Origin of the sequence: Paenibacillus alkalitolerans (assembly GCF_016482785.1) — a bacterium.
Taxonomy (GTDB): Bacteria; Bacillota; Bacilli; order Paenibacillales; family YIM-B00363; genus Paenibacillus_AE; species Paenibacillus_AE alkalitolerans.
Window position 1 is genome coordinate 599,402 of the sequence record NZ_JAEMXM010000001.1, and the last position, 19,360, is coordinate 618,761.

Here is a 19,360-nt window from a genome sequence, read left to right on the forward strand (position 1 = left end):
CACTCCACTCTTCTTTATTGATCTAATTTAGTAATTTGGGTAGTAAAAGTGTAATTTCCGGAACGTAAGCAACCAGGAACAGAACGATCAGCTCGACCGCCAAGAACGGAAGCAAAGCTTTCGCGGCTCTTCCCAGCGTGACTTCCCCAATCCCCGATGCGACAAACAAGCACACCCCGACCGGAGGGGTTACCAGTCCGATAATCAGGTTTAACACCATCATGACTCCGAACTGCACAGGATCCATTCCGACGCTTGTCGCCACCGGCAGCAGAACTGGGAACAAAATGACCAGCGCTGCGATCGTTTCCATGAACATGCCCACAAACAGCAGCAGCAGGTTGATTAACAAAATGACGACGATTTTATTATCGGACACCGTCAAAATCGCTTCGGCGATCATCTGCGGAATTTGCTCGCTGACCAAAATCCATCCGAACAAATTGGCAAGGCCGACCAGAATCATGATGCCTGCGGTTGAGATCATGGACGAGATAAAAATTTGCGGCAAATCGCGGAAACGCAGCTCTTTATAGACAAACTTTCCGACGACAATCGAATAAAGCACAGCTATGATGGCTGCTTCCGTAGGTGTAAAGAAGCCTCCTAAAATCCCATATAAAATAATAACGGTCATCATAATCGCCCAGAATGCGCTGAGGAACGCCTTTCCAATAACGGAAAACGGTTGTCTTTGGCCTTTCGGATATTTCCGTTTCACTGAAATGATATACACCACAAGCATCAGCAGAACACCGATTAAAATGCCCGGTATCATTCCGGCAACAAACAATTTCCCTACGGAAATCCCGGTTAACGTGCCGACAATAATCATAGGCAAGCTTGGCGGGATAATCGGCCCGATCGTCGAAGCGGAAGCCACAAGTGCCGACGCAAAGCCTGCGTCATATTTCTCCTTCTTCATAGCCGGGATCAGGACGGAGCCGAGACTGGCCGTTTCGGCAAGAGCGGTTCCCGAGATGCCCGCGAACACCATTGAGGAGCCGACGGTGGCAAGCCCCAGACCTCCACGGATAAAACCGATGACGGAGTTGGCAAAATGAATGATCCGGTGGGTGATACCGCCTACGTTCATCAAATTACCCGCGAGCACGAAGCCGGGGATGCACAATAAGGTGAATGAGTCGATACCGGCATACATTTTTTGCGGAATAATATTCAACGGAATGTCCAGCAGCAACAAATAGACAAGCGCCGATAATCCCAAACTGAACGCGATCGGCATGCCAAGGAAAATCAATCCGATAAAAACGACGAACAAAAGCAGCGCCATCATTAGTGTGTACCTCTCTTTGCAGATAACTGTTCCATTAGGTTATGCAGTGAATAGAGGACCATTAAGAAGGCTGAAATGCAAATGCTCGCATAGGGAACGGCCATTGGGATCGGCATTGTAGAAGACTGTTGGCCTACACCCAATCCCGCAAACTCCATTCCTTTCATTCCGATGATGAACATTAAAAGAATAACGGCCACATTCAAGATGATGTCATAGAACCGTTTATTTCGGGGAGGCAGCTTGTTGATGAGCATGTCGACGTTGACAAATTCCTTCCGCTTAATCGCGAGAGGGGCGCCGAGAACAATGCCGTAGATAAACAGAAACCGCGCCAATTCTTCCGTCCAAATAAAAGAGAACGGCAGGAACCGGGATAAAATCTGGATGACGACAACTAGGATCAGCGCGGCAAAGACAATAAAGCAAGCCGTTTCGAGCGTCCTGTCGATCCACTTAAAGATTTTCACGCTTCGGGCACCCGCCTTATTCCATGTTCTGGATCTTCTCGTACAATTCCAGCTGCTCTTTGTTCAGACTGTTCTTAACCGCGGGCTCCATCGTTTGTTTAAATGCATCGCGGTCCACATCTTCATTGATTGTCATGCCTTTATCAATCAACTTTTGGCGATAATCGGCGATATCTTTGGCAAAAAGCTGCATACCATATTCCTGAGCTTCTGCTGCGGCTTCTTTGACCGCTTTCTGCAGATCAGGCGTAAGCGATTCCAACTGTTTGTTGCCTACGACCATATAAACCCACTGGCGAACGTGTTCGGTTTGGTTTACGTACTTCTGAACCTCATAGAACGAAGCGCTGTAAATCAAATCGTACGGATTTTCCTGACCGTCTATGACGTGCTGCTGCAATGCGGTGAATACTTCCTTGAAATCCATCGCTTGCGGCTTGGCGCCGACGCTTTTCCATGCATCCAGGAACAGCGGTACGTTCGGAACTCTTATCCTGAAGCCTTTCATGTCATCCGGAGAATTGACCGGTTCATCCGATGTCAGATTTCGGGGTGCCCGCAGATGATAATAGAGCGTTGTAACGCCGACTTTTTCGGAAATCTCTTGTTCGATTTCTTCTCCGATCTCGCTTTCAATAACCTTCTTCATATGGGCTTCATCGCGGAATTCATACGGTACGGCCATTAACGCGGCTTTTGGGGCCCAGTTGGCCATCGTTTCTCCCGAAATGGTCAAATCCGCCGTTCCGGCTTTAATACTGTTGAGCATGTCGGTTTCGCCGCCTAACTGGCTGTTCGGATATACTTTGATTTCAATCTGATCGTTCGTCTTTTGTTTGACCAGCTCCGCGAACTTAAGCGCTGTCTTATGCCAAGGGTGATTTTCGTCCGAAATATGTCCAAGTTTCCAGGTGATTTTCTCTCCGTTTGTTCCAGCAGCCTGATTAGTTTCAGACGCACATGCCGCTTGGGTAATAAGAAGAATGATACTGGCCAAAATTATGAACGTGTTTTTCACGAAACTTCCTCCCCTTTTAATGTTTCCATGATATGAATTGCTTCCATGCACATGAAAAACCGAGTAGCCGACATTAATTATACTAGTATGCAAGATATTGCAAAGGCATTCCTCCTTGACAGGGTATCATCAAAACCGATTGGAAGCGCGTTCATGAAGAGCGAGAAAATTTTCTACTGCTTGAAATAATGCGGATATTTCTTGATGAAATCATCCGTGCTGCTCTCCAGCCAGCGGATATGATCGCTCAACAAACGGTCCGCCTGATCGGCATTGTTCGAAATGACCGCTTCAAATATCGCCACGTGCTCAGCTACGAGCCGTTTCATATGTTTCGTTTCCAGCAGTTCTAAATATCGCATGCGATTCAAATGGCCCCGCATTTGATTGATGATCGACATCAACGTGGTATTGCCCATCGTCTCCAGTATGGTATGGTGGAACTTCTCATCCAGTTGAAAAAAGGTTTCAAAATTTTGTTCGTCAACCATCTTTCTCTGTTCTTCCAATATGCCCTTCACCTGGGCATGAAGCTTTTGAAACCGGCTGTCTTCCGGTTTCCACATTTTGGCCACTTCCTTAAAAGCGTTTGCTTCCAGGCATACTCTGACAAAGCGGGCCTCGTCGATCTTCTTCTTCGACATGTGTGCAATCCGGGCGCCGCGCTGCGGCAGCACTTCAATCAATTCCTCGGCCATCAACCGGCGAAACGCTTCCCGAATTGGCGTACGGCTTACTCCGAGCGTATTCCCTAGCTCCGCTTCGAACACCAGCTGCCCGGGCTCCAGGCGCAAGGTGACAATCGCGTCTCTAATCACTCGGTATGCGTGATCGGATAATGTCTCACTCTTTGTTGAAATATTTGGTAAATCCATAGTATCACCCACCTCAATGTAAGCGCTTCACCTGCTTGTATTATACTTGCATGCTTGCATGCAAGTCAATTCATTTTTCAGGTTGTTGTCATTCATTTTTCAGGTTGTACTACAAAAAGTCGGTACTAGGAGGATCGTTGGCTATTGGTACCACTGCGCTTGTAACCGGTACATTTCCGCGTAATATCCGTTTCTTTCGACCAATTCGGCATAGGTTCCCTCTTCTTCGATCCGCCCGTCTTTCAAGACAATAATGCGATCGGCCAGCTTCGCCACGCCCAGTCTATGAGAGATGAACACTACCGTTTTCCCTTGCGTGACTTGTTCGAATTGCCGGTATATTTCCACTTCCGCTTTCGCATCCAGCGATGCTGTCGGTTCATCGAGAATGAGCAGCTCGCTGTCGCGGAAATAAGCACGGGCCACGGCGATTTTTTGCCATTGGCCTCTGGACAGTTCCGTTCCTCCGAATTCTTTGCCAAGCAGTGTGTCGTATTCCTCGGGAAGTGTTCGGATCATGGCTTCCGCTCCCGATTGCAAAGCCGCTTTGTGAAGACGCTCCTTGTCTTCAATATTCTCGATCTGCCCTATGCTAATATTTTCTCCGACACTTAGCAGGTGGTACTTGTGGAAATCCTGAAATATTGCCGTCGTTTTTACTCTCCATGAATTCAAGTCGATTTCGTTCAAATCGATTCCGTCGATCATGACAGTCCCTTTCGTCGGCTTATATAATCCGAGCAGCAGTTTGACCAGCGTCGATTTTCCGCAGCCGTTATCTCCGATCAAAGCGATTTTTTCGCCCGGCCTGATGTCCAAATCAAGATCCTTCAAAACCATATAATCGTTACCGGGGTAAGCAAACCCGACGTTGCAAAATTGTATTCCCAGCTTCAGCGGTTGACCTGCGGGCAGTTCGATTCCCGTTCTTTCCTCTTCCGGCAAATCTAAATATTCGAAGAAATCCTCGATATACCGCAAATCGTTCTGGACGAGCGCCGTGGTCCACATCATATGGTTCAAATCTCTTTGAAACGACTGCACGGCACGAAGAAAAGCGGCCAGCTTGCCGATCGACAGCAGTCCTTTCGTTCCCAAGAGGAACATCCCTATGATGACGAGAGCGAAGGTAAACGTATGTCCCGTGGAACTGAAAAGATTCAACCGGTATTCACGCCTTGCCAGTTTCAGCCGTTCCCCGATTAATTGACGATTCAGCAACGTCCACGCTTGCAGCACATGATCCTTCAAACCGTACAGACGCAATTCCGACGCGGTATCCCGCGTAGTCATCATACTTCCCAGATATTGCAGTTGACGGCCGGGCGTCGTTTGTTTGCGATGCAGCAAATATTTTTCTTTCAACGATCTGACAAGCACGAGTGTGAAAGTCAAGCTGCCTGCGAATAATGCGAGCGGGATTGCCCAGTGAATGAACACCAAATAAAATAAAATCGAAACGAGTGAAAACACCTCAGTAATAATATGAAAAATAAAGGACATCGTTGTAAAGAAACGGCGGTCCATCCCCTTGTTCACGCGTTTCAACCGATCATAAAATTCTGATTGGTCGAAATCGGCCAATGACAGCCGGTACGCCTTCTGCATGATCTCCCTTTGGCAGCGTTCCTTGACGATTTCCTGAACATGGCTTGCGATCAGGTCGCCGAAAAATTGCATGAACCGCGATAATAATAAAGCCAGGACGAAAGCGGCCAACCAAACGGTCACTTGCTGAGATACGCCTTGTCTCCCGGCGGCGGCATCGCCGACCGCATCGATAAGATTCTGCAGAGAAAATAAAACGGCCAGCGGAATGAATCCTCTTACAGAATTGATAGCCATGACGACCGCCATTTCTTTCGGGGACAGCTTGGCGCATAACCTTAACAAGCGAAGCAGCGTGCCAAAGCTTCTCCTGTACACCTGCCATCGGGTAATACGTTCTTTACTCGACAACCGTACGTCCCTCCTTTGCATTTTCTTCTTGGTACCATTGAGACTGTATCCCGAATAATGCCGCATATTCGCCGTTCAAATTTAGCAATTGGTCATGGCTGCCGCTTTCCGCCAACCGTCCGTTCTTCAGAAAGAAAATGCGGTCGGCGAGACGGGCGGAACCCAACCGGTGGGAAACGATAAGGACCGTTTTGCCTTCGGATATTTCACTGAACTGTTTGTAAACCTCAAATTCGGAGTAGGCATCGAGCGCGGCGGCAGGTTCGTCAAGAATCAATAGACCGGCGTCACGAAAATAGGCGCGGGAGATCGCGACTTTCTGCCATTGGCCTCCCGACAAATCGCGCGACTCCTCGTATTGTTTGCCGAGCAACGTACCGTATCGATTTGGAAATTGATCGATAACAGGATGTATTCCGCTTTGGCTTGCCGCTTCCTCTACCTTTTCCGCATCGGTAAGCCGCTCCACTTCGCCGAATCCGATATTTTCTTCAGCTGTCAGCTGGTACCTCACATAATTTTGGAATACCGCCGCGGCCGTCTTCCTCCAGCTTGCAGGATCGATGTCGGCCAAATCGATGCCGTCGATCAATATACGTCCTTGGGTTGGTCTGTATAAACCCAACAGCAGTAAACATAACGTGCTTTTGCCGGCGCCATTCTCTCCTGCCAAGGCGATTCGTTCGCCAGGACGTATATGAAAACTCAATTGTTCCAGAGCGGGTCCAGATTGACCCGGATACGTAAAACTGACGTTATCGAAACGAATGCCTTCTTTCAAGGGAAATGGAGCAGGAATGCCGTTCTTTTTTTCTTCTTCATCGATCTGCAGAAACTCGGGAACTACTTGAAATTCGAAATAAAACCGGACTAAATCGCTTAATCTGTATGTTGCTGTGCCCATCACTTGCTGCAAGCGGTCAAGCAAATATAAGGTGGACACCACCGCTCCGAGAGAAGCGGTGCCTTGGACGCCGGCGAACGCCGCGGCGCCCATCATGACAAACAATAATATTAAATAGGCAGATTCTCCTTTCATCTTAAGAAGCGCCGTACTTTTTCTGGCCTGCCACAGCTCGGTGATCAAGGTACTAGTATATTGCTGCCATTTGTCGATGATGAACGGCCCGAGTTGAAACAACCGAACCTCTGCGGCGGATTGTCGATTGGTCGCCAGATTCCGCCAATAGCCCTGTTTTCTCCTTGTCGGAGATTGTTCATAATTAACCTGGACAAAACGCTTATTACTTTTAATATGAAAATAAACAACGGGCACGCAACTGAGAACAAAAAATATCGCATAAAACACGCCAAGCCGGTATATGGCATAAAAAATAACGATTAACTGCATGAACGCCCCGATCGCTGCGCCGATTCCTTCCAACACCCGCACCAATTGCCCCTGAACTCTTATGGTGCGTTCCAGATTATTGTAGAAGGCATTGCTTTCGAAGGATTCCAATCGCAATTGCATCGACTTGAGAAACGTTTGACGGTTCATGACGATGGAAGCCTTTTCATTCAAATGTGCCGCCAAATACGGCCGGATGGCGGAAGCAAATTGTTGGAACAAAATCGCTCCGACTAGAGTGGCTATTAAAGGGAGAAAATGAACTGCCACCCTAGAAAACGAATCGGACCAACCGGCAAAGACGGTGATTTCATCGATGAATCGGGTGATCGCCCATAACTCAGCCAGCCAGGTAAGTCCGCCGAACACGCTTAGCAGCAGAAGAGCAAGCGTCAGTGTCGAAGACGCGCCGATCAGTATACCGCCGATATAACGTGTAATTGAATAGATTTTTTGCGATTCATTGGAGACCTCTTTCCAATTTTGAAGTTTCAATGCTTGTATCACCCTTCTTGATTGCATCGGCTAATTGAAATACACCTTTATACGAAAGATAAGTCCCTCTAAATGTTATAGAGGGACTTATCTTTCGTTGGCCGTCATCGGAATCAGCTTTTGTAATTATATTAACGTTGTTTTCCAATTATTGTATAGGTGTAAAACTTTAATTCATAGGGCTAATGCGGCTTTTCCGACCGGTGAGCCGGTGTGCAGCTTTTCTCTTTTAATGAACCTTCGATTGACAATCTTCTTCTGCTGCTTTAAGTAATTGCATATCAAGATCAGTAAATATTTTTATATCTATTCTCAGGGCAGTTAAAATCTTAAATGGATCAACATAAGAATCTGATGATTTACCTAGGATAAAAGAAGGAGTCCTTCTTACTATAATACCGTTTATATAACATTGTAGTGCTATATTAGTATGTCCAATGAATTTTTTTACCCAAGGCGCTCCATATTGCCAACATTTGGGGCTATCTACCCAAGTATTTGCATACTTATCCATCGACCATTCGCTACCCATAGCAAATTGATCCCCCATTAGAACATCTCGTTGAGTTCTTAATGGGCTATTTGCAAATATTTTGGGACTTAAATTCACTTCATTTGCTATCAATTTCCAATTCCATTTTGTTTCATCAACAACCACCTCATGATCAGGTCTCATTCTTACAACAATGTCGTATTTATTACCTGATTGTTTCATTAACTGATGACAAGACCATATTTTATAATGCATTTTAACTGAATTATCCCAATCCTCAAATAAAGGATCTTGCTCATTTTCAACAACTACATAGTTTGTATCATAAACTTGTTGCAATTCATCCTTTCTTACAATAGTACTATCTTTTACTAGAGAGATAAGTGTGGGGTATTTTCTGCATATTTCTTCATAACCTTCATTTACTAACGCACTTTGATAAGCAACCAGGAATTTTCCTGTAAATACCCTTGAAGCCCTATTACCGCTACTAGGCTCAGTCCTTCCAACCGCTTCCCAAACATGAACAAATAAATCAATATTTGCACCCTTCATGAAGGTCTTTTTCCAGGACAAAAAGGCATCTTTCCAACCTCTAAGCTGCCCTGATATGCAAAGGGCTACTCGCGGTATATTATCATTATCATTGTTATTTATTCGAGAAAACTCCCTACTTATTTTTACAAACTCAATAATATTTTTTTTCATTTTCGGCCAAATTAAGTCAGCAAGTATTTTTTGAGCCTCCTGCCTATCATTCAAAGAATCAGGTAAAGTCATATTAATAGCTCGATAGATTTGCATTTCAATAACATCATGGGGTATTACTGGTAATAGATTAGCCTTTGCAATCTCATTAATAAGATGAACATATAAAACAGCTCTAGGTTCAGCCCAAAAATTTAAGTCTTCAATAGCTGTCCTAACAAGTATACTAATATTCTCTTTTGCTTTCATTGCTAGAAGATAATCCCTTACGTGGAAGCAAGAAAAGTGCTTCTTTAATATATCTTTTAAAACATTATCGTTTAACTCGATTCCTTCATATTTTAACTCTCCACATACATAAAGCAGGTTAACAATCCCTGCACGACCAAGTCGATTATTTTTTCGTCCCATCTCCAGCATTTCTGCTATCGGCATTAAGAGATATCTTCGATATTTAGATTTAAAATCATTTTCGTGTTGTACATCGCGTCGAAAACCTTCCAGAATAAATGGAAGTTGTGCTGGTTCTGACCTTTTATCAGATTCTAATTCGAATAATATTGAAGTATTTTCATTTATAGTTAGCTGATAATTATCATTCTGACTATTCCATAGATCTTCTATAAGTTTCTTCATTTTTTTATTAACCTTCGTTGTTCTAAATTTGTAGCAATACATTTTTCATACTCTTCAGGTGTTCCACAAATTATTACTTCATTTTCATTTATTACGGAATAACGTATATCAAGCCCAATATTAATTAAAACATTATATAATGGCGCTATAAAATATTCGTCTTTTATTTTCATATTATTTTTTTCAAAATAGTAGTATGCTTGGTCAAATAATGCTTTCTCTTTAAAATAATATAATCCGTCACAACATAAATTTGATATTTTTTCCTTTTCAGCTGTTTCTATTACCGAATTATTTATTCCTGACCTAACATATGACCAATTTTCCCCTTCTCCTATAAAAACTTCCAAATATCCGTCACATTCTTCTATCCACTGAGGTTTCTCAAAATTCAAGAGAAAAGTATCAATATTAAATATGAATACTTCTTCTTGTCTATTTATGTCATGTAAACCTAGAAATACGGTTTCTGCTTGACCGTTTGTTTCCTTTTCAAATACTTTAACAGTATAATTTTTGATTCCAAGTCGGTTTACTTCATTTGTAACAAACTCTTCGGCATTATAATCATTTCTTGTAAGAAACAAGAACTCTTCGTCGGAAAAATACTTTTCGAACGAAAGTATTGCATGTGAGAACACCGTTCTATCTTGTATAGGCAACATAAATTTGGGAATATTGTATCCCGCAGTAAAGAAACGAGAACTTTTACCAACCATAGGTATTACTATCATAGTATATCCTCCCAATATATGATCGCACTGTGGCTCTCCACTCGGGCTTTACCCTCCCACTTCACGCTGCCTATGCCCTTACATTTTTCATTACAGGAATTGCTCCTCAAATAACAGGAACAGTCTTATAGCGTTTGAGAGTAAGGCTCTCTGACGTATTGGATTATCTGAATGTAAAGGCAGCATGGATATAAATAGGAGAATTGTGATTGGCATTATTTGGTTAATCGTTATGTGATTTTTCATAAACCTTTGTTTCGAAAACTGCTTTTGAATATCTAAAACACGGTTCTTTTGATAGAATTTCAAATCCATTTCGTAATCGTTATTTATTTTAAAATCCATTGCACCAGCAATAATATAATCGTAAAGTCCTATAACAGAATGGGTAAGTTTGGCAATGTCATATCTTAAATCTCCATAGATCGAGAATTGTTTGTCCGACATTCCTCTAGGATCAATCACTTTAATTTGATCATCCCTACTACTATATAGAATATTACTAAAACAAAAGTCTCCATGTAAAACCGCTGGTATAATTGAATCTTTCTTAGAAGTCTGGATACATTCTTCTGCTATTTTAAGTATAGAGAGACAAGCTTGACCATTAAGAATCAACTCCTTTTGTAGATCAAACCCCGTACTTCTACTGAATTCTTCAAGCCTCGAGTATGTTTTCTCTTCAAATAGATTCTCTGCCATTTTTTTCAATTGAATAATGTTTATACTTTTTTCTTCAATTGGTTTTTCTATTTTATTTTCACAAAGCTCAAAAAAAGTGTTGCAGTGAGAAAATATTCGCTCCCAATAAACGACATTATTCTCACCATAAACATACAACTCATTTAAAGGAGTTAAGGGTAAATATTCCAAGATATAGTAAGGTTTCATTTCACAGTATCCATATTCATATACTTGAGGTGTATATGTTTTTATTTCCCATGGTATATTCCGATACCACTCGTATTCTGCCTTTATTTTTTTAGTTTTAGTTCCTGTTTTCTTTACATACCCTTGTGATATGTCTAGTGAATTAAAACTTCGTTCTGTAGTTTTCTTAGCACGAGTATTAAAGTATGTATTCAAATGTCCCAAATCGTACCAAGTGATAATATGTTCTTTCGTCATTGGATTTAACGTTTCATATTCACGAATCGCTCTTATAAAATCCCCATTTGCCGTTTCTAGTGATTGTACCAGTAATTTAATATTTGAAAATGAAAAATAACCGCACCATACTAGATCCTTCTCGAAGCTTTCTCCCCCCACAAATTCCCAGTCATACTCATGCTTAGTAGATGAAATGCCAATTGTATTCAATGATTCCGGGATATTTTCAATTAATGTATCACCATGCAAAACCTTTATCGCTTCATTAAAACTTCCCTTTCTGTTAATTACATAAAGCAATGAATCTGCCAAGCTAATTCCTTCCGGCACAAAAATAATATCTACTTTTAATTGTTCTAGCCTATGCAGGTCTTGTTCCAATATCTTATAGTTTTGTGGAAGAGATATTACTACGTCTTCGTCAATAGATTTTCTTATTATTGATATTTGTAATTCATATAATCTCTTATTTTCTATTGGCAGCATACATGGGGGTAATGATCCAAATTCTGCTTTCAATTCCTGATTAATATAATCACCTGATAATATAATTATCATTTATTTTTTTCCTTCTGTAATAACTCAATTATTTGATGATAATCCATACTTACAAACTCTGAAGGACGAATTGCTTTATCATCAATATAAAATCCATCATAACCACACCACGGTTTACCTACATATATTTCATCATAAGGTACTTGATTTGACTGTAACCAACTAATAATTACTGGTAATGTATTTGCATTTATTTTACCAACATTACCTTCATATGTTCTTACATTTCGACTAGTACATATAACAATCACAAAACCATCTCTTTTATAGTGACGAAGTTTTTCAATAACTGTTTGATTTGGTAATGATTCGTTATAATTACCATGTTTAGTTGTGCAAATGGTATCATCTAAATCTACAATAAGACGTTTCATATGATTACCGCCTTTTTTTCGCGATATGATATATTTGCAATTATTTCTTAAAGACTCTTATCTTATTATTGAAGAAATTGGAAGCGATTTGCCGGAACCGGTAGCGACTATATGCAACAGGGCTAACGGTAAGGGGTCATCAACCCTTACCAATGAATTCATCAAGAAACATCCGTCACAGTAATTTACCTGTAATAATACATCGGCCAGACATGATGCCATGTGATAGTCCTCTTTGCGATATGTGGCTTTATACAATTCCAATAAACCGTATATCATGCGAATATCAGGCTTTTTTATTTCAAAATTCCAATTCGGCTTTTTGTATTTACTTTCGCCAATATCTCCCACACCAATGCCTTTTCCTATGTTACGAAGTATAGTCCATAAAAAATCGTCCTCACACATACGATAGGCCATGGCATACAGCCAAAAAAAATCGGAATTCGCACGGATTGGCGTGAAAACTTTCCCCGCCGGACCGAAATATCCTTTGCGGTCAAGTTGTAACCCCTCTAACGAATAACCGTCCGTTAACATTGGTATAAAACAATTGTCTTCTTCTCGATATGCCTGACGGCCCCAAGCCATTACTTCCTCATAAGCCCAATTTTTAAAATCGTCCCCATCGGCCCCTAAAGTTTCTCCTAAAACAAATTGACATCTTTGCGCTGCCGCACGAGGTTTAAAAATTGTACCCTCATAAACCAGATGACCGTCAGGAATCAAATGAGCCAGTTGATATTGCGCACGGTCTCCACGAACCGCTGGGCCGTCACAATATGAATCCATACACTGGCTAAATTGATAGCCGCTGATACCGACATCATTTTGACGTGTTTCAATATAACGGTATGCAAGCCTCTTAGACCATGCTAATGGAGTTTTTTCACCTGACAGTTTGGATAACATGGCCGCCGCAAAGTACAGATCGCTGCCAGTATTTATAAATGTCAATCCTTCACCCCAGAAAAAAACGCTCCCGCTCTTGTACTCGTGATTCCATAAAGGGCCGAAAGGGATGTCGTAATCTCCGTGCCGATTGAAATCAAGATTGGACCAATTAAGTATATGGGCATTCCACATTGCTTCGATATAACGCTTTGTAGCATCCGGATTAACTTCCCACATTAAAAAATAATCAGGGAAACAGAATTTAACCTCGTGTACTTTTGTTTTATTTTCATTATAAACCGTTTCATGTTTTAACAAATCATAGGCTACATGTCCGCCCCATAACAAGAGGCCGTTTTTATCAGCGTGATCGGCAAACAGTTTTTTGTTAACAGCATCGGCAGCCTCACGGTAGGACGGATCCCCGGTCAGATAAGACATTGCCGCAAGCAGGCGAAACCAGCCTTGTTGATTCGATGGGTTTGACAATAGCGAATCAGAACAAACCTCAGCTGTATCAAGATGAATGGCTTCACCTGATTTCGGATCCAAAGCGTTCACGAAGAATGGTGTGGTTCCGGACCGGTCTTTTCCTTTCTTTAAAAAATAATTAACGTGGTTATGTAACGCGTCCATAATTTTATTCAGAAGATCGTTATGATACATTTTTCTCTCCTCTAGTATTATTTGAACTTAAGTCTTGCAAATTCATGATCACCAAAGGTATAGACGCAATAATAGGTTGTCCGTCTCTAATTATTTTTATATATAATATTGCATAAACCTGATTCTCTATTAAATTGATCTTCCAGTGTTTTTCGCCATACACTGAAGTTAACTCGACATCATCATCTTTATATTGGCAAATGAGACTTCCGACACCTTTTTGCCAGTTCAGCCTCCCTTCGCTGCCAATAAAATATGAATGTCTGCAATCACGATCCATTTGTAAGTCGACTTTAATGTCTGTAACTTGTTTTACCTTTAGATTTATGCTGACTCGCAAGTCTTCTCCCGAAATACTGCAACCCACCCCAATAATTAAACCATCAATATTATTATGCAATGAACTTATGAATACACCTTTCAGCTCCGTTTCATTTTCATCAAAAGAAAATAAACGATAACGGAATTCTTCTTGGTCTTTTGCAGCTGTTATATAGTTATTGGCTTTTAGTTTCAGTACCTGATCCTTTACTTTTCCTTCATATAGATTTTTAGGAACGATAAGATCTTCGGCCGCGTCGAAATAACCCCATATTCTCGCTGACGGCAACTGCTTCTTTATTTTATATTCCTTGTTCATGCAGTATTTTTGCAGTTTTTCAGGAATATAATGATATAAATTATTGTATAAATAGCATACGAACTCCACCGAATCGAAAGCATCAAATTTAACGACTAAATCATGAAATTCCTTTTCATCAAATATTCCGTTACAAGTTAAGTCTCCGATATCGGAAAGCTCGGACAGTTTGACGGGAAGTCTTTTCACTTTCAAATAAGTCTTGAAAAGATGAGCACTGCTTACCAGAACGGACATGCTTGGCTTGATTACATCAATGTTTTTAATGCTTGGGACCGAATATTCCAACAAGTCCTCATACATAATTTTTTTCTGTTTCGGTATTCTTTCCTCTTGCCTGACCGGCAATTTATGTATCAACGGATCGTAACAGTTCATAATATCTTTCGGATATTGATAAACCGGGAAATATTTATGAAAATCCAGATGAATGCCGTTCTTGTCATTCGCCGGGCGATAATTTCCTAATTCATATTCAGCGGAAGGTACTACTAAAGAAATATAACCGAGACTTTCTAAAACGGATCGATTGAATTCCGGGTCATGGCAAAAAAGATCGAGGTCACCTCTGCGCCGTACAAATTTATGCTCCCCGGTCAGCAAATAATTCGTGAATCCTTTTACCGCAATTGGCTTTTTGTCCGACTTATACGCTTCAATATATTGTTCCATAAATGAAATCTTTAGTTCCAAATCGCGAACCGCGATTTCATACTGTTTTTCCAAATGGCTTAAAATTCTCGAATTTAACCATGGCGGGCATTCATCCTTTAAGCGAAATAACAGCCTCGTATCAAGTCGGTGAAAATCAATAAGGTCAAGCAACTTTTCTTCATCAATTTCTTTCGAATGATGAATATCCTGCTTCCCGCCTCCAGCCCACTTCAATATGTCTAAAATATTTTTCATTCCGTTCATGGATCATGCCCCTTTTTCTTCCAATGTATATTGGGTGGTTACTAATTCTTGATAGATGGAACGGTTGGCGAGAAGCTGCTCATGCGTCCCTTGTTCTGCCACGGAACCGTCTTTCAATACGTATATCCAGTCCGCATTCGTAATAGTGGTTAATCTATGCGCAATAATAATTGTCGTTTTGCCTTTTCTCCACTCATCCAAGTTCGCCTGAACTTGACGTTCCGTTTCAAGATCCAATGCCGAGGTCGCCTCGTCAAGAATTAGTATTTCGCTATTGCTTAATAAAGCACGGGCCAGAGCCAATCGTTGACGCTGTCCTCCGGACAGTTGAATTCCCCGTTCTCCCACTTGCGCGTCATAACCGTCTTCCAAAGCTTCAATCATATCGTGAATACAGACCGCCTTGCATGCCGCGATCATTTCTTTTTCGGAAATATTTTCTCTGCCTAACAGCAAATTGCTGCGGATCGTATCCGGAAATAAATAAGGTTCCTGAAAAACGATGGATATCTTTTTAGTCCAATCCTCTCTTTTGATTTTTGAAAGGGGGATCCCGTTAATCATGATCGCGCCTACTTCCGGATCATGAAAACGAATGAATAGCTTTGCCAAGGTTGATTTGCCGCCTCCACTTGTGCCGACAAAAGCAACTTTTTTACCCAGAGGCAGATCGATACATAAGTCTTCAAAAACACACGGAAGTTCCGGAGAATAGCGAAATCTCACATGTTCCAAAGAAAATTTCCTTACCTCTGCGTCAATAGCTTCGTTTCCATCCTTCTGAACTTGTTCTTCCATAACATTTCTGATGCGTTCTACCGCAGCCAAACGAGTGGAGAAATTCGTGACAAAGTTATAAAGTCCCTGTGCGGCTGTAATTAGTTGATTGGAAAATTGATACACGATCACAAATAAACCGACGGATATGTTTCCTTGCATCACTTGATAACCGCCAACGGCAAATATGATTAATGAAGCTGCCCATCGTATCGGTTCCGTGGAAAGCGTGCTTTTGATTTGCCATCTCCATAGACGCATCACATTATCGAAATATTGGGAAAATCTGTGATTCAGTCTCTCGATTTCCCATTGCGTCCGGTCATAAGCTATGACCTCCCTCGTGGAAGATATTCCTTCCTCAATTTGAACCATAAGTGCAGATTTGCTTTCTTGAACTTGTTTCGAAGTTTTTTTCATACGAGGGGCAAAATACTTGCCGAACACGATATATAGAACACTAAGTAAGAGTATCGATACTAATATCAGCGGGCTTGAATAACCGATAATAAAGCATAAGGACGTGAAAGTTACGAAGTGGCTAAGTCCTTCCGGAGTGAAGGATGAAATGGTATTGGTGGCATGTTTCACATCATTGGTCAAATAATTAACAAGCTCTCCGGTTCGTTTGCTTTGAATTTTTTCAACTGGCAGCCGGTGTGTCGCTTCAATCATATCCCGGGTGATGATGCGGTTGAGCAGTAAAGCATTCGAATCCAAAATAAGCCTTGACAAACCGCCGAATACCAAAGCTGCCAGAATAGCCCCGGCAAATGCCGATATTAAAGGTATGAGCAATTCAAATTGTTGTTTCATAAACATATCGTCAATAATATATTTCTGAATACCGGTAAGCATCAAATGAGACCCGGTATGAAAAATCTTGATTACAAAACCGAAAATCAGCAGCTTACGGATCATTTTCATATATTTGAGCATCCATCGGAAATTCCTCATAAGCTTGCTCCCTCTGCCGATTGTTGACCTATAACCAAGTGATAGAACATTCCGCGTTTGTTTATTAGATCCTCATAGCGGCCGCTTTCCGCGGGCTTTCCTTGTTCAACCAGGATCAACCTGTCATAATGCTGTACAGTGGAAAGCCGGTGGGCAACGGCAATCGTTGTTCTTCCCTCCAGGAGAGCATCGAGCGCTATTTGCACTTCACGTTCGCTCAAATTGTCCAATGCCGATGTCGCTTCATCCAACAATACAATCGAAGGATTTTTTACAAACATTCTAGCTATCGCAATACGTTGCTTTTGTCCGCCGGATAATTTGACTCCTCTTTCCCCTACTTCAGTTTCATATCCTTGAGGGAATTCCATTATAAAATCATGCGCAAAAGCTGATTTTGCCGCAGCTATTATTTCATCTTCCGTTGCGTCCGGATTGCCGAACCGGATGTTGTCTATAATGTTTCCGCCAAATAAATACGTTTCTTGAAAAACATATCCGATGGAACGGCGAATTTGCGAAAGAGAAATTTGCGGCAAAGGAACGCCGTCCAGCCTTATCTCTCCTTTCTGAGGATCATAAAACCGGCAAATCAACTTGAGCAGCGTCGATTTTCCATGCCCGCTGGATCCGACAAAAGCTACCTTTTCTCCAGGTCTAATATGCAGTTTAAAGTCTTTAATAACATCAGGTTGGTTAGGATAGCCGAAAGTTATATTGTCCAGGTGCAGCTCCCCATTAATATTAGGCAATATAACAGGTTTGACCGGCTCTTTTACATCCGGTTCTTCTCCTAAGAAAGTATAAAGCCGTTCAGCATGTGATAAAACGACACTTTGCTGAGTAATTAAATAGACCAGTGATACAAGATCTCTCATAACCATAAAATAATAAAGACTAAACGCTACAAATTCACCGATGCTTAAAGAACCGTGTCGTACTAAAACCGCACCGATAACGAATAAAACCAAAGCGCCTGCATTCATCGATAATACTTGCATGGCGCCGCGCAAATAAGAGAACAGATATTGCTTTAACAATGCGTGATGATATTCGCTCTGAGAATCAATCAGTCTCTTTAAATCCCACTGTTCTCTCCCATGAGCGCGAACTTCCAGTAAAGCCGAGATGCTGTCATACAGCTTCTTTCCAGTTTCTCTTCTTAAGTTGAGCGCTTCCTTGTTCCACAATCCCCACTTTTTTGAAAAATAAGGTCCGGCAGTAAAGTAGATTAGAAAGCAAGGAATAATAATCAAGCTCATTTGTGCATTAATGGAAATCAACAAGAAACTTGTAATCAAAAGGGTGATGCCTTTCTCCAATAATGACGGAAAGAAATTACGGTATATTTGTTGAATAGCGTCAGCTTCGGTATGAAACATGGAAAGCGTGTAGCCGACAGGTGTTCTTTCATAATATGAAAATCCGAGTTTCCGCAGATGCGAGAAAAGGGAAAATTGCAAATCTCTTCCGGCCTTCTCCTGGATATTTCTCTGCAACCATTGCCGAAGCACCGTCACCGCAAATAACGCAATGATAAGTAAAACAAAAGAGATAATAAGCCATACGAAAGCTATCTGATCTTTGGAAGGTATAATGACATCAATCAAGCGCTGAATAAACTTCGGTATCGCTAAACCGATCCCCGACATGACGATCCCGCATAAAACAAGTGCTATAAAGTGCCCGCGGTATCGGTTTAAATAAGCGAGCGCCCACAAATAAATTTTTAAATAGTACCCTTTACTCCGAGATGAAATCATAGTACTCACCTGAGGATTATATTATTCGATCCAAACTTGAACATATTTGCTTGTGAATGCTGGCTTCGTTCTCAACGGCATTTAACATATATATATTTGCACCTTGGTTGAAGAGGTATGACACCCCGCTCAAAGTATCCTCACTATACACATTATATTTATTTATAAATTTCTTGAGCTTGAGTTCTGCCTTCTCTACCCCGTGTTTTATTGATTCACGATAAAATTGTCTGCTAACGGATGATTCATAAGCATTCTCTATAAACTTTAGATGAAAAAAACAAGTTTGATTCAGAACCTTATCAATATTTAAAAATAATTCGGCTTGCTTATATCCCCTGGGCATACCGTCAAGTATGATAAACGATTTATCTTTAATTCGCGGTATTAATTCGAAAAGAATCGCATCATATATAATTGGAGCCAGCAATCCCTCGTCTTTTGATTTACGGGCAAGCTCCTTGTGTTGTTTTATTGTTTCAATTTCCTCGGCAGTCAAATATGAAACGACTTCCTTGTCGAGATTGATAAGTTTAGGTACCCTGAGTATGATCGGTTTATGTTTTTCGGACAAATACTCGGATATCCTCGCGATTTGAGTGCTCTTACCGCTTCCGGGAGCTCCGATAAAGGAAATGATCATCCTTGTTGTCCCTTCTTCAAGATA

At 41.4% G+C, this 19,360-nt stretch carries 15 protein-coding genes; all 15 read right to left on the bottom strand.

Translation table 11 applies throughout. The features are described from left to right. Positions 1-22: 22 nt before the first annotated feature. The 15 genes from JET16_RS02580 to JET16_RS02650 all read right to left on the bottom strand — a co-directional run bounded on the left by JET16_RS02580 (position 23) and on the right by JET16_RS02650 (position 19,336). Positions 23-1,297 carry a TRAP transporter large permease gene (locus tag JET16_RS02580; RefSeq protein ID WP_199614018.1) on the bottom strand — a complete coding sequence of 425 codons (1,275 nt, stop codon included), beginning with the start codon at positions 1,295-1,297 and terminating at the stop codon, positions 23-25. After that, positions 1,297-1,767, bottom strand: coding sequence for a TRAP transporter small permease (locus tag JET16_RS02585; RefSeq protein ID WP_199614019.1), 471 nt, complete (start codon positions 1,765-1,767; stop codon positions 1,297-1,299). Before JET16_RS02585 ends, JET16_RS02580 begins: the two co-directional genes overlap by 1 nt. A 16-nt stretch (positions 1,768-1,783) precedes the next feature. Next, entirely contained in the window at positions 1,784-2,785 is a 1,002-nt protein-coding gene (locus tag JET16_RS02590; RefSeq protein WP_199614020.1) for a TRAP transporter substrate-binding protein, read from the bottom strand. Between the two features lie 173 nt (positions 2,786-2,958). Then, positions 2,959-3,660: a GntR family transcriptional regulator gene (locus JET16_RS02595; RefSeq protein ID WP_199614021.1), complete on the bottom strand. Its 702-nt coding sequence runs from the start codon at positions 3,658-3,660 to the stop codon at positions 2,959-2,961. Between the two features lie 141 nt (positions 3,661-3,801). Further along, positions 3,802-5,619, bottom strand: a complete 1,818-nt coding sequence (locus JET16_RS02600) for an ABC transporter ATP-binding protein (protein WP_199614022.1) — start codon at positions 5,617-5,619, stop codon at positions 3,802-3,804. Further along, on the bottom strand, positions 5,609-7,465 hold the full coding sequence (locus JET16_RS02605) for an ABC transporter ATP-binding protein (protein WP_199614023.1): 1,857 nt from the start codon (positions 7,463-7,465) through the stop codon (positions 5,609-5,611). Before JET16_RS02605 ends, JET16_RS02600 begins: the two co-directional genes overlap by 11 nt. Positions 7,466-7,694: 229 nt before the next feature. Continuing rightward, positions 7,695-9,302 (bottom strand): hypothetical protein, encoded by a 1,608-nt coding sequence (locus JET16_RS02610; protein WP_199614024.1) that lies wholly within the window; start codon positions 9,300-9,302, stop codon positions 7,695-7,697. Beyond that, on the bottom strand, positions 9,299-10,036 hold the full coding sequence (locus JET16_RS02615; RefSeq protein WP_199614025.1) for a glycosyltransferase family 2 protein: 738 nt from the start codon (positions 10,034-10,036) through the stop codon (positions 9,299-9,301). Before JET16_RS02615 ends, JET16_RS02610 begins: the two co-directional genes overlap by 4 nt. Before the next feature lie 90 nt (positions 10,037-10,126). Then, positions 10,127-11,704 carry a fructosamine kinase family protein gene (locus tag JET16_RS02620; RefSeq protein WP_199614026.1) on the bottom strand — a complete coding sequence of 526 codons (1,578 nt, stop codon included), beginning with the start codon at positions 11,702-11,704 and terminating at the stop codon, positions 10,127-10,129. Beyond that, the gene (locus JET16_RS02625; RefSeq protein ID WP_199614027.1) at positions 11,701-12,078 is read right to left on the bottom strand and encodes an HAD hydrolase family protein; all 378 of its coding nucleotides are present in this window, start codon (positions 12,076-12,078) and stop codon (positions 11,701-11,703) included. The genes JET16_RS02620 and JET16_RS02625 overlap by 4 nt, the downstream gene beginning before the upstream one ends. A 57-nt stretch (positions 12,079-12,135) precedes the next feature. Beyond that, positions 12,136-13,638 carry a hypothetical protein gene (locus JET16_RS02630; RefSeq protein ID WP_199614028.1) on the bottom strand — a complete coding sequence of 501 codons (1,503 nt, stop codon included), beginning with the start codon at positions 13,636-13,638 and terminating at the stop codon, positions 12,136-12,138. After that, positions 13,628-15,196 (bottom strand): nucleotidyltransferase family protein, encoded by a 1,569-nt coding sequence (locus JET16_RS02635; protein WP_199614029.1) that lies wholly within the window; start codon positions 15,194-15,196, stop codon positions 13,628-13,630. Before JET16_RS02635 ends, JET16_RS02630 begins: the two co-directional genes overlap by 11 nt. Before the next feature lie 3 nt (positions 15,197-15,199). Next, positions 15,200-16,900, bottom strand: coding sequence for an ABC transporter ATP-binding protein (locus tag JET16_RS02640; RefSeq protein ID WP_199614030.1), 1,701 nt, complete (start codon positions 16,898-16,900; stop codon positions 15,200-15,202). Positions 16,901-16,926: 26 nt separating this feature from the next. After that, positions 16,927-18,693, bottom strand: a complete 1,767-nt coding sequence (locus JET16_RS02645) for an ABC transporter ATP-binding protein (protein WP_267908644.1) — start codon at positions 18,691-18,693, stop codon at positions 16,927-16,929. Positions 18,694-18,709: 16 nt separating this feature from the next. Beyond that, positions 18,710-19,336 carry an adenylate kinase family protein gene (locus JET16_RS02650; protein ID WP_199614032.1) on the bottom strand — a complete coding sequence of 209 codons (627 nt, stop codon included), beginning with the start codon at positions 19,334-19,336 and terminating at the stop codon, positions 18,710-18,712. Positions 19,337-19,360 lie beyond the last annotated feature (24 nt).

Bases quoted from the DNA above. Each gene is read 5' to 3' on its own strand.
- JET16_RS02635 (WP_199614029.1), bottom strand. From the start codon at position 15,196: ATGAACGGAATGAAAAATATTTTAGACATATTGAAGTGGGCTGGAGGC.
- JET16_RS02615 (WP_199614025.1), bottom strand. From the start codon at position 10,036: ATGATAGTAATACCTATGGTTGGTAAAAGTTCTCGTTTCTTTACTGCG.
- JET16_RS02595 (WP_199614021.1), bottom strand. From the start codon at position 3,660: ATGGATTTACCAAATATTTCAACAAAGAGTGAGACATTATCCGATCAC.
- JET16_RS02650 (WP_199614032.1), bottom strand. From the start codon at position 19,336: ATGATCATTTCCTTTATCGGAGCTCCCGGAAGCGGTAAGAGCACTCAA.
- JET16_RS02630 (WP_199614028.1), bottom strand. From the start codon at position 13,638: ATGTATCATAACGATCTTCTGAATAAAATTATGGACGCGTTACATAAC.
- JET16_RS02610 (WP_199614024.1), bottom strand. From the start codon at position 9,302: ATGAAGAAACTTATAGAAGATCTATGGAATAGTCAGAATGATAATTAT.
- JET16_RS02580 (WP_199614018.1), bottom strand. From the start codon at position 1,297: ATGATGGCGCTGCTTTTGTTCGTCGTTTTTATCGGATTGATTTTCCTT.
- JET16_RS02645 (WP_267908644.1), bottom strand. From the start codon at position 18,693: ATGATTTCATCTCGGAGTAAAGGGTACTATTTAAAAATTTATTTGTGG.
- JET16_RS02625 (WP_199614027.1), bottom strand. From the start codon at position 12,078: ATGAAACGTCTTATTGTAGATTTAGATGATACCATTTGCACAACTAAA.
- JET16_RS02640 (WP_199614030.1), bottom strand. From the start codon at position 16,900: ATGAAAATGATCCGTAAGCTGCTGATTTTCGGTTTTGTAATCAAGATT.
- JET16_RS02620 (WP_199614026.1), bottom strand. From the start codon at position 11,704: ATGATAATTATATTATCAGGTGATTATATTAATCAGGAATTGAAAGCA.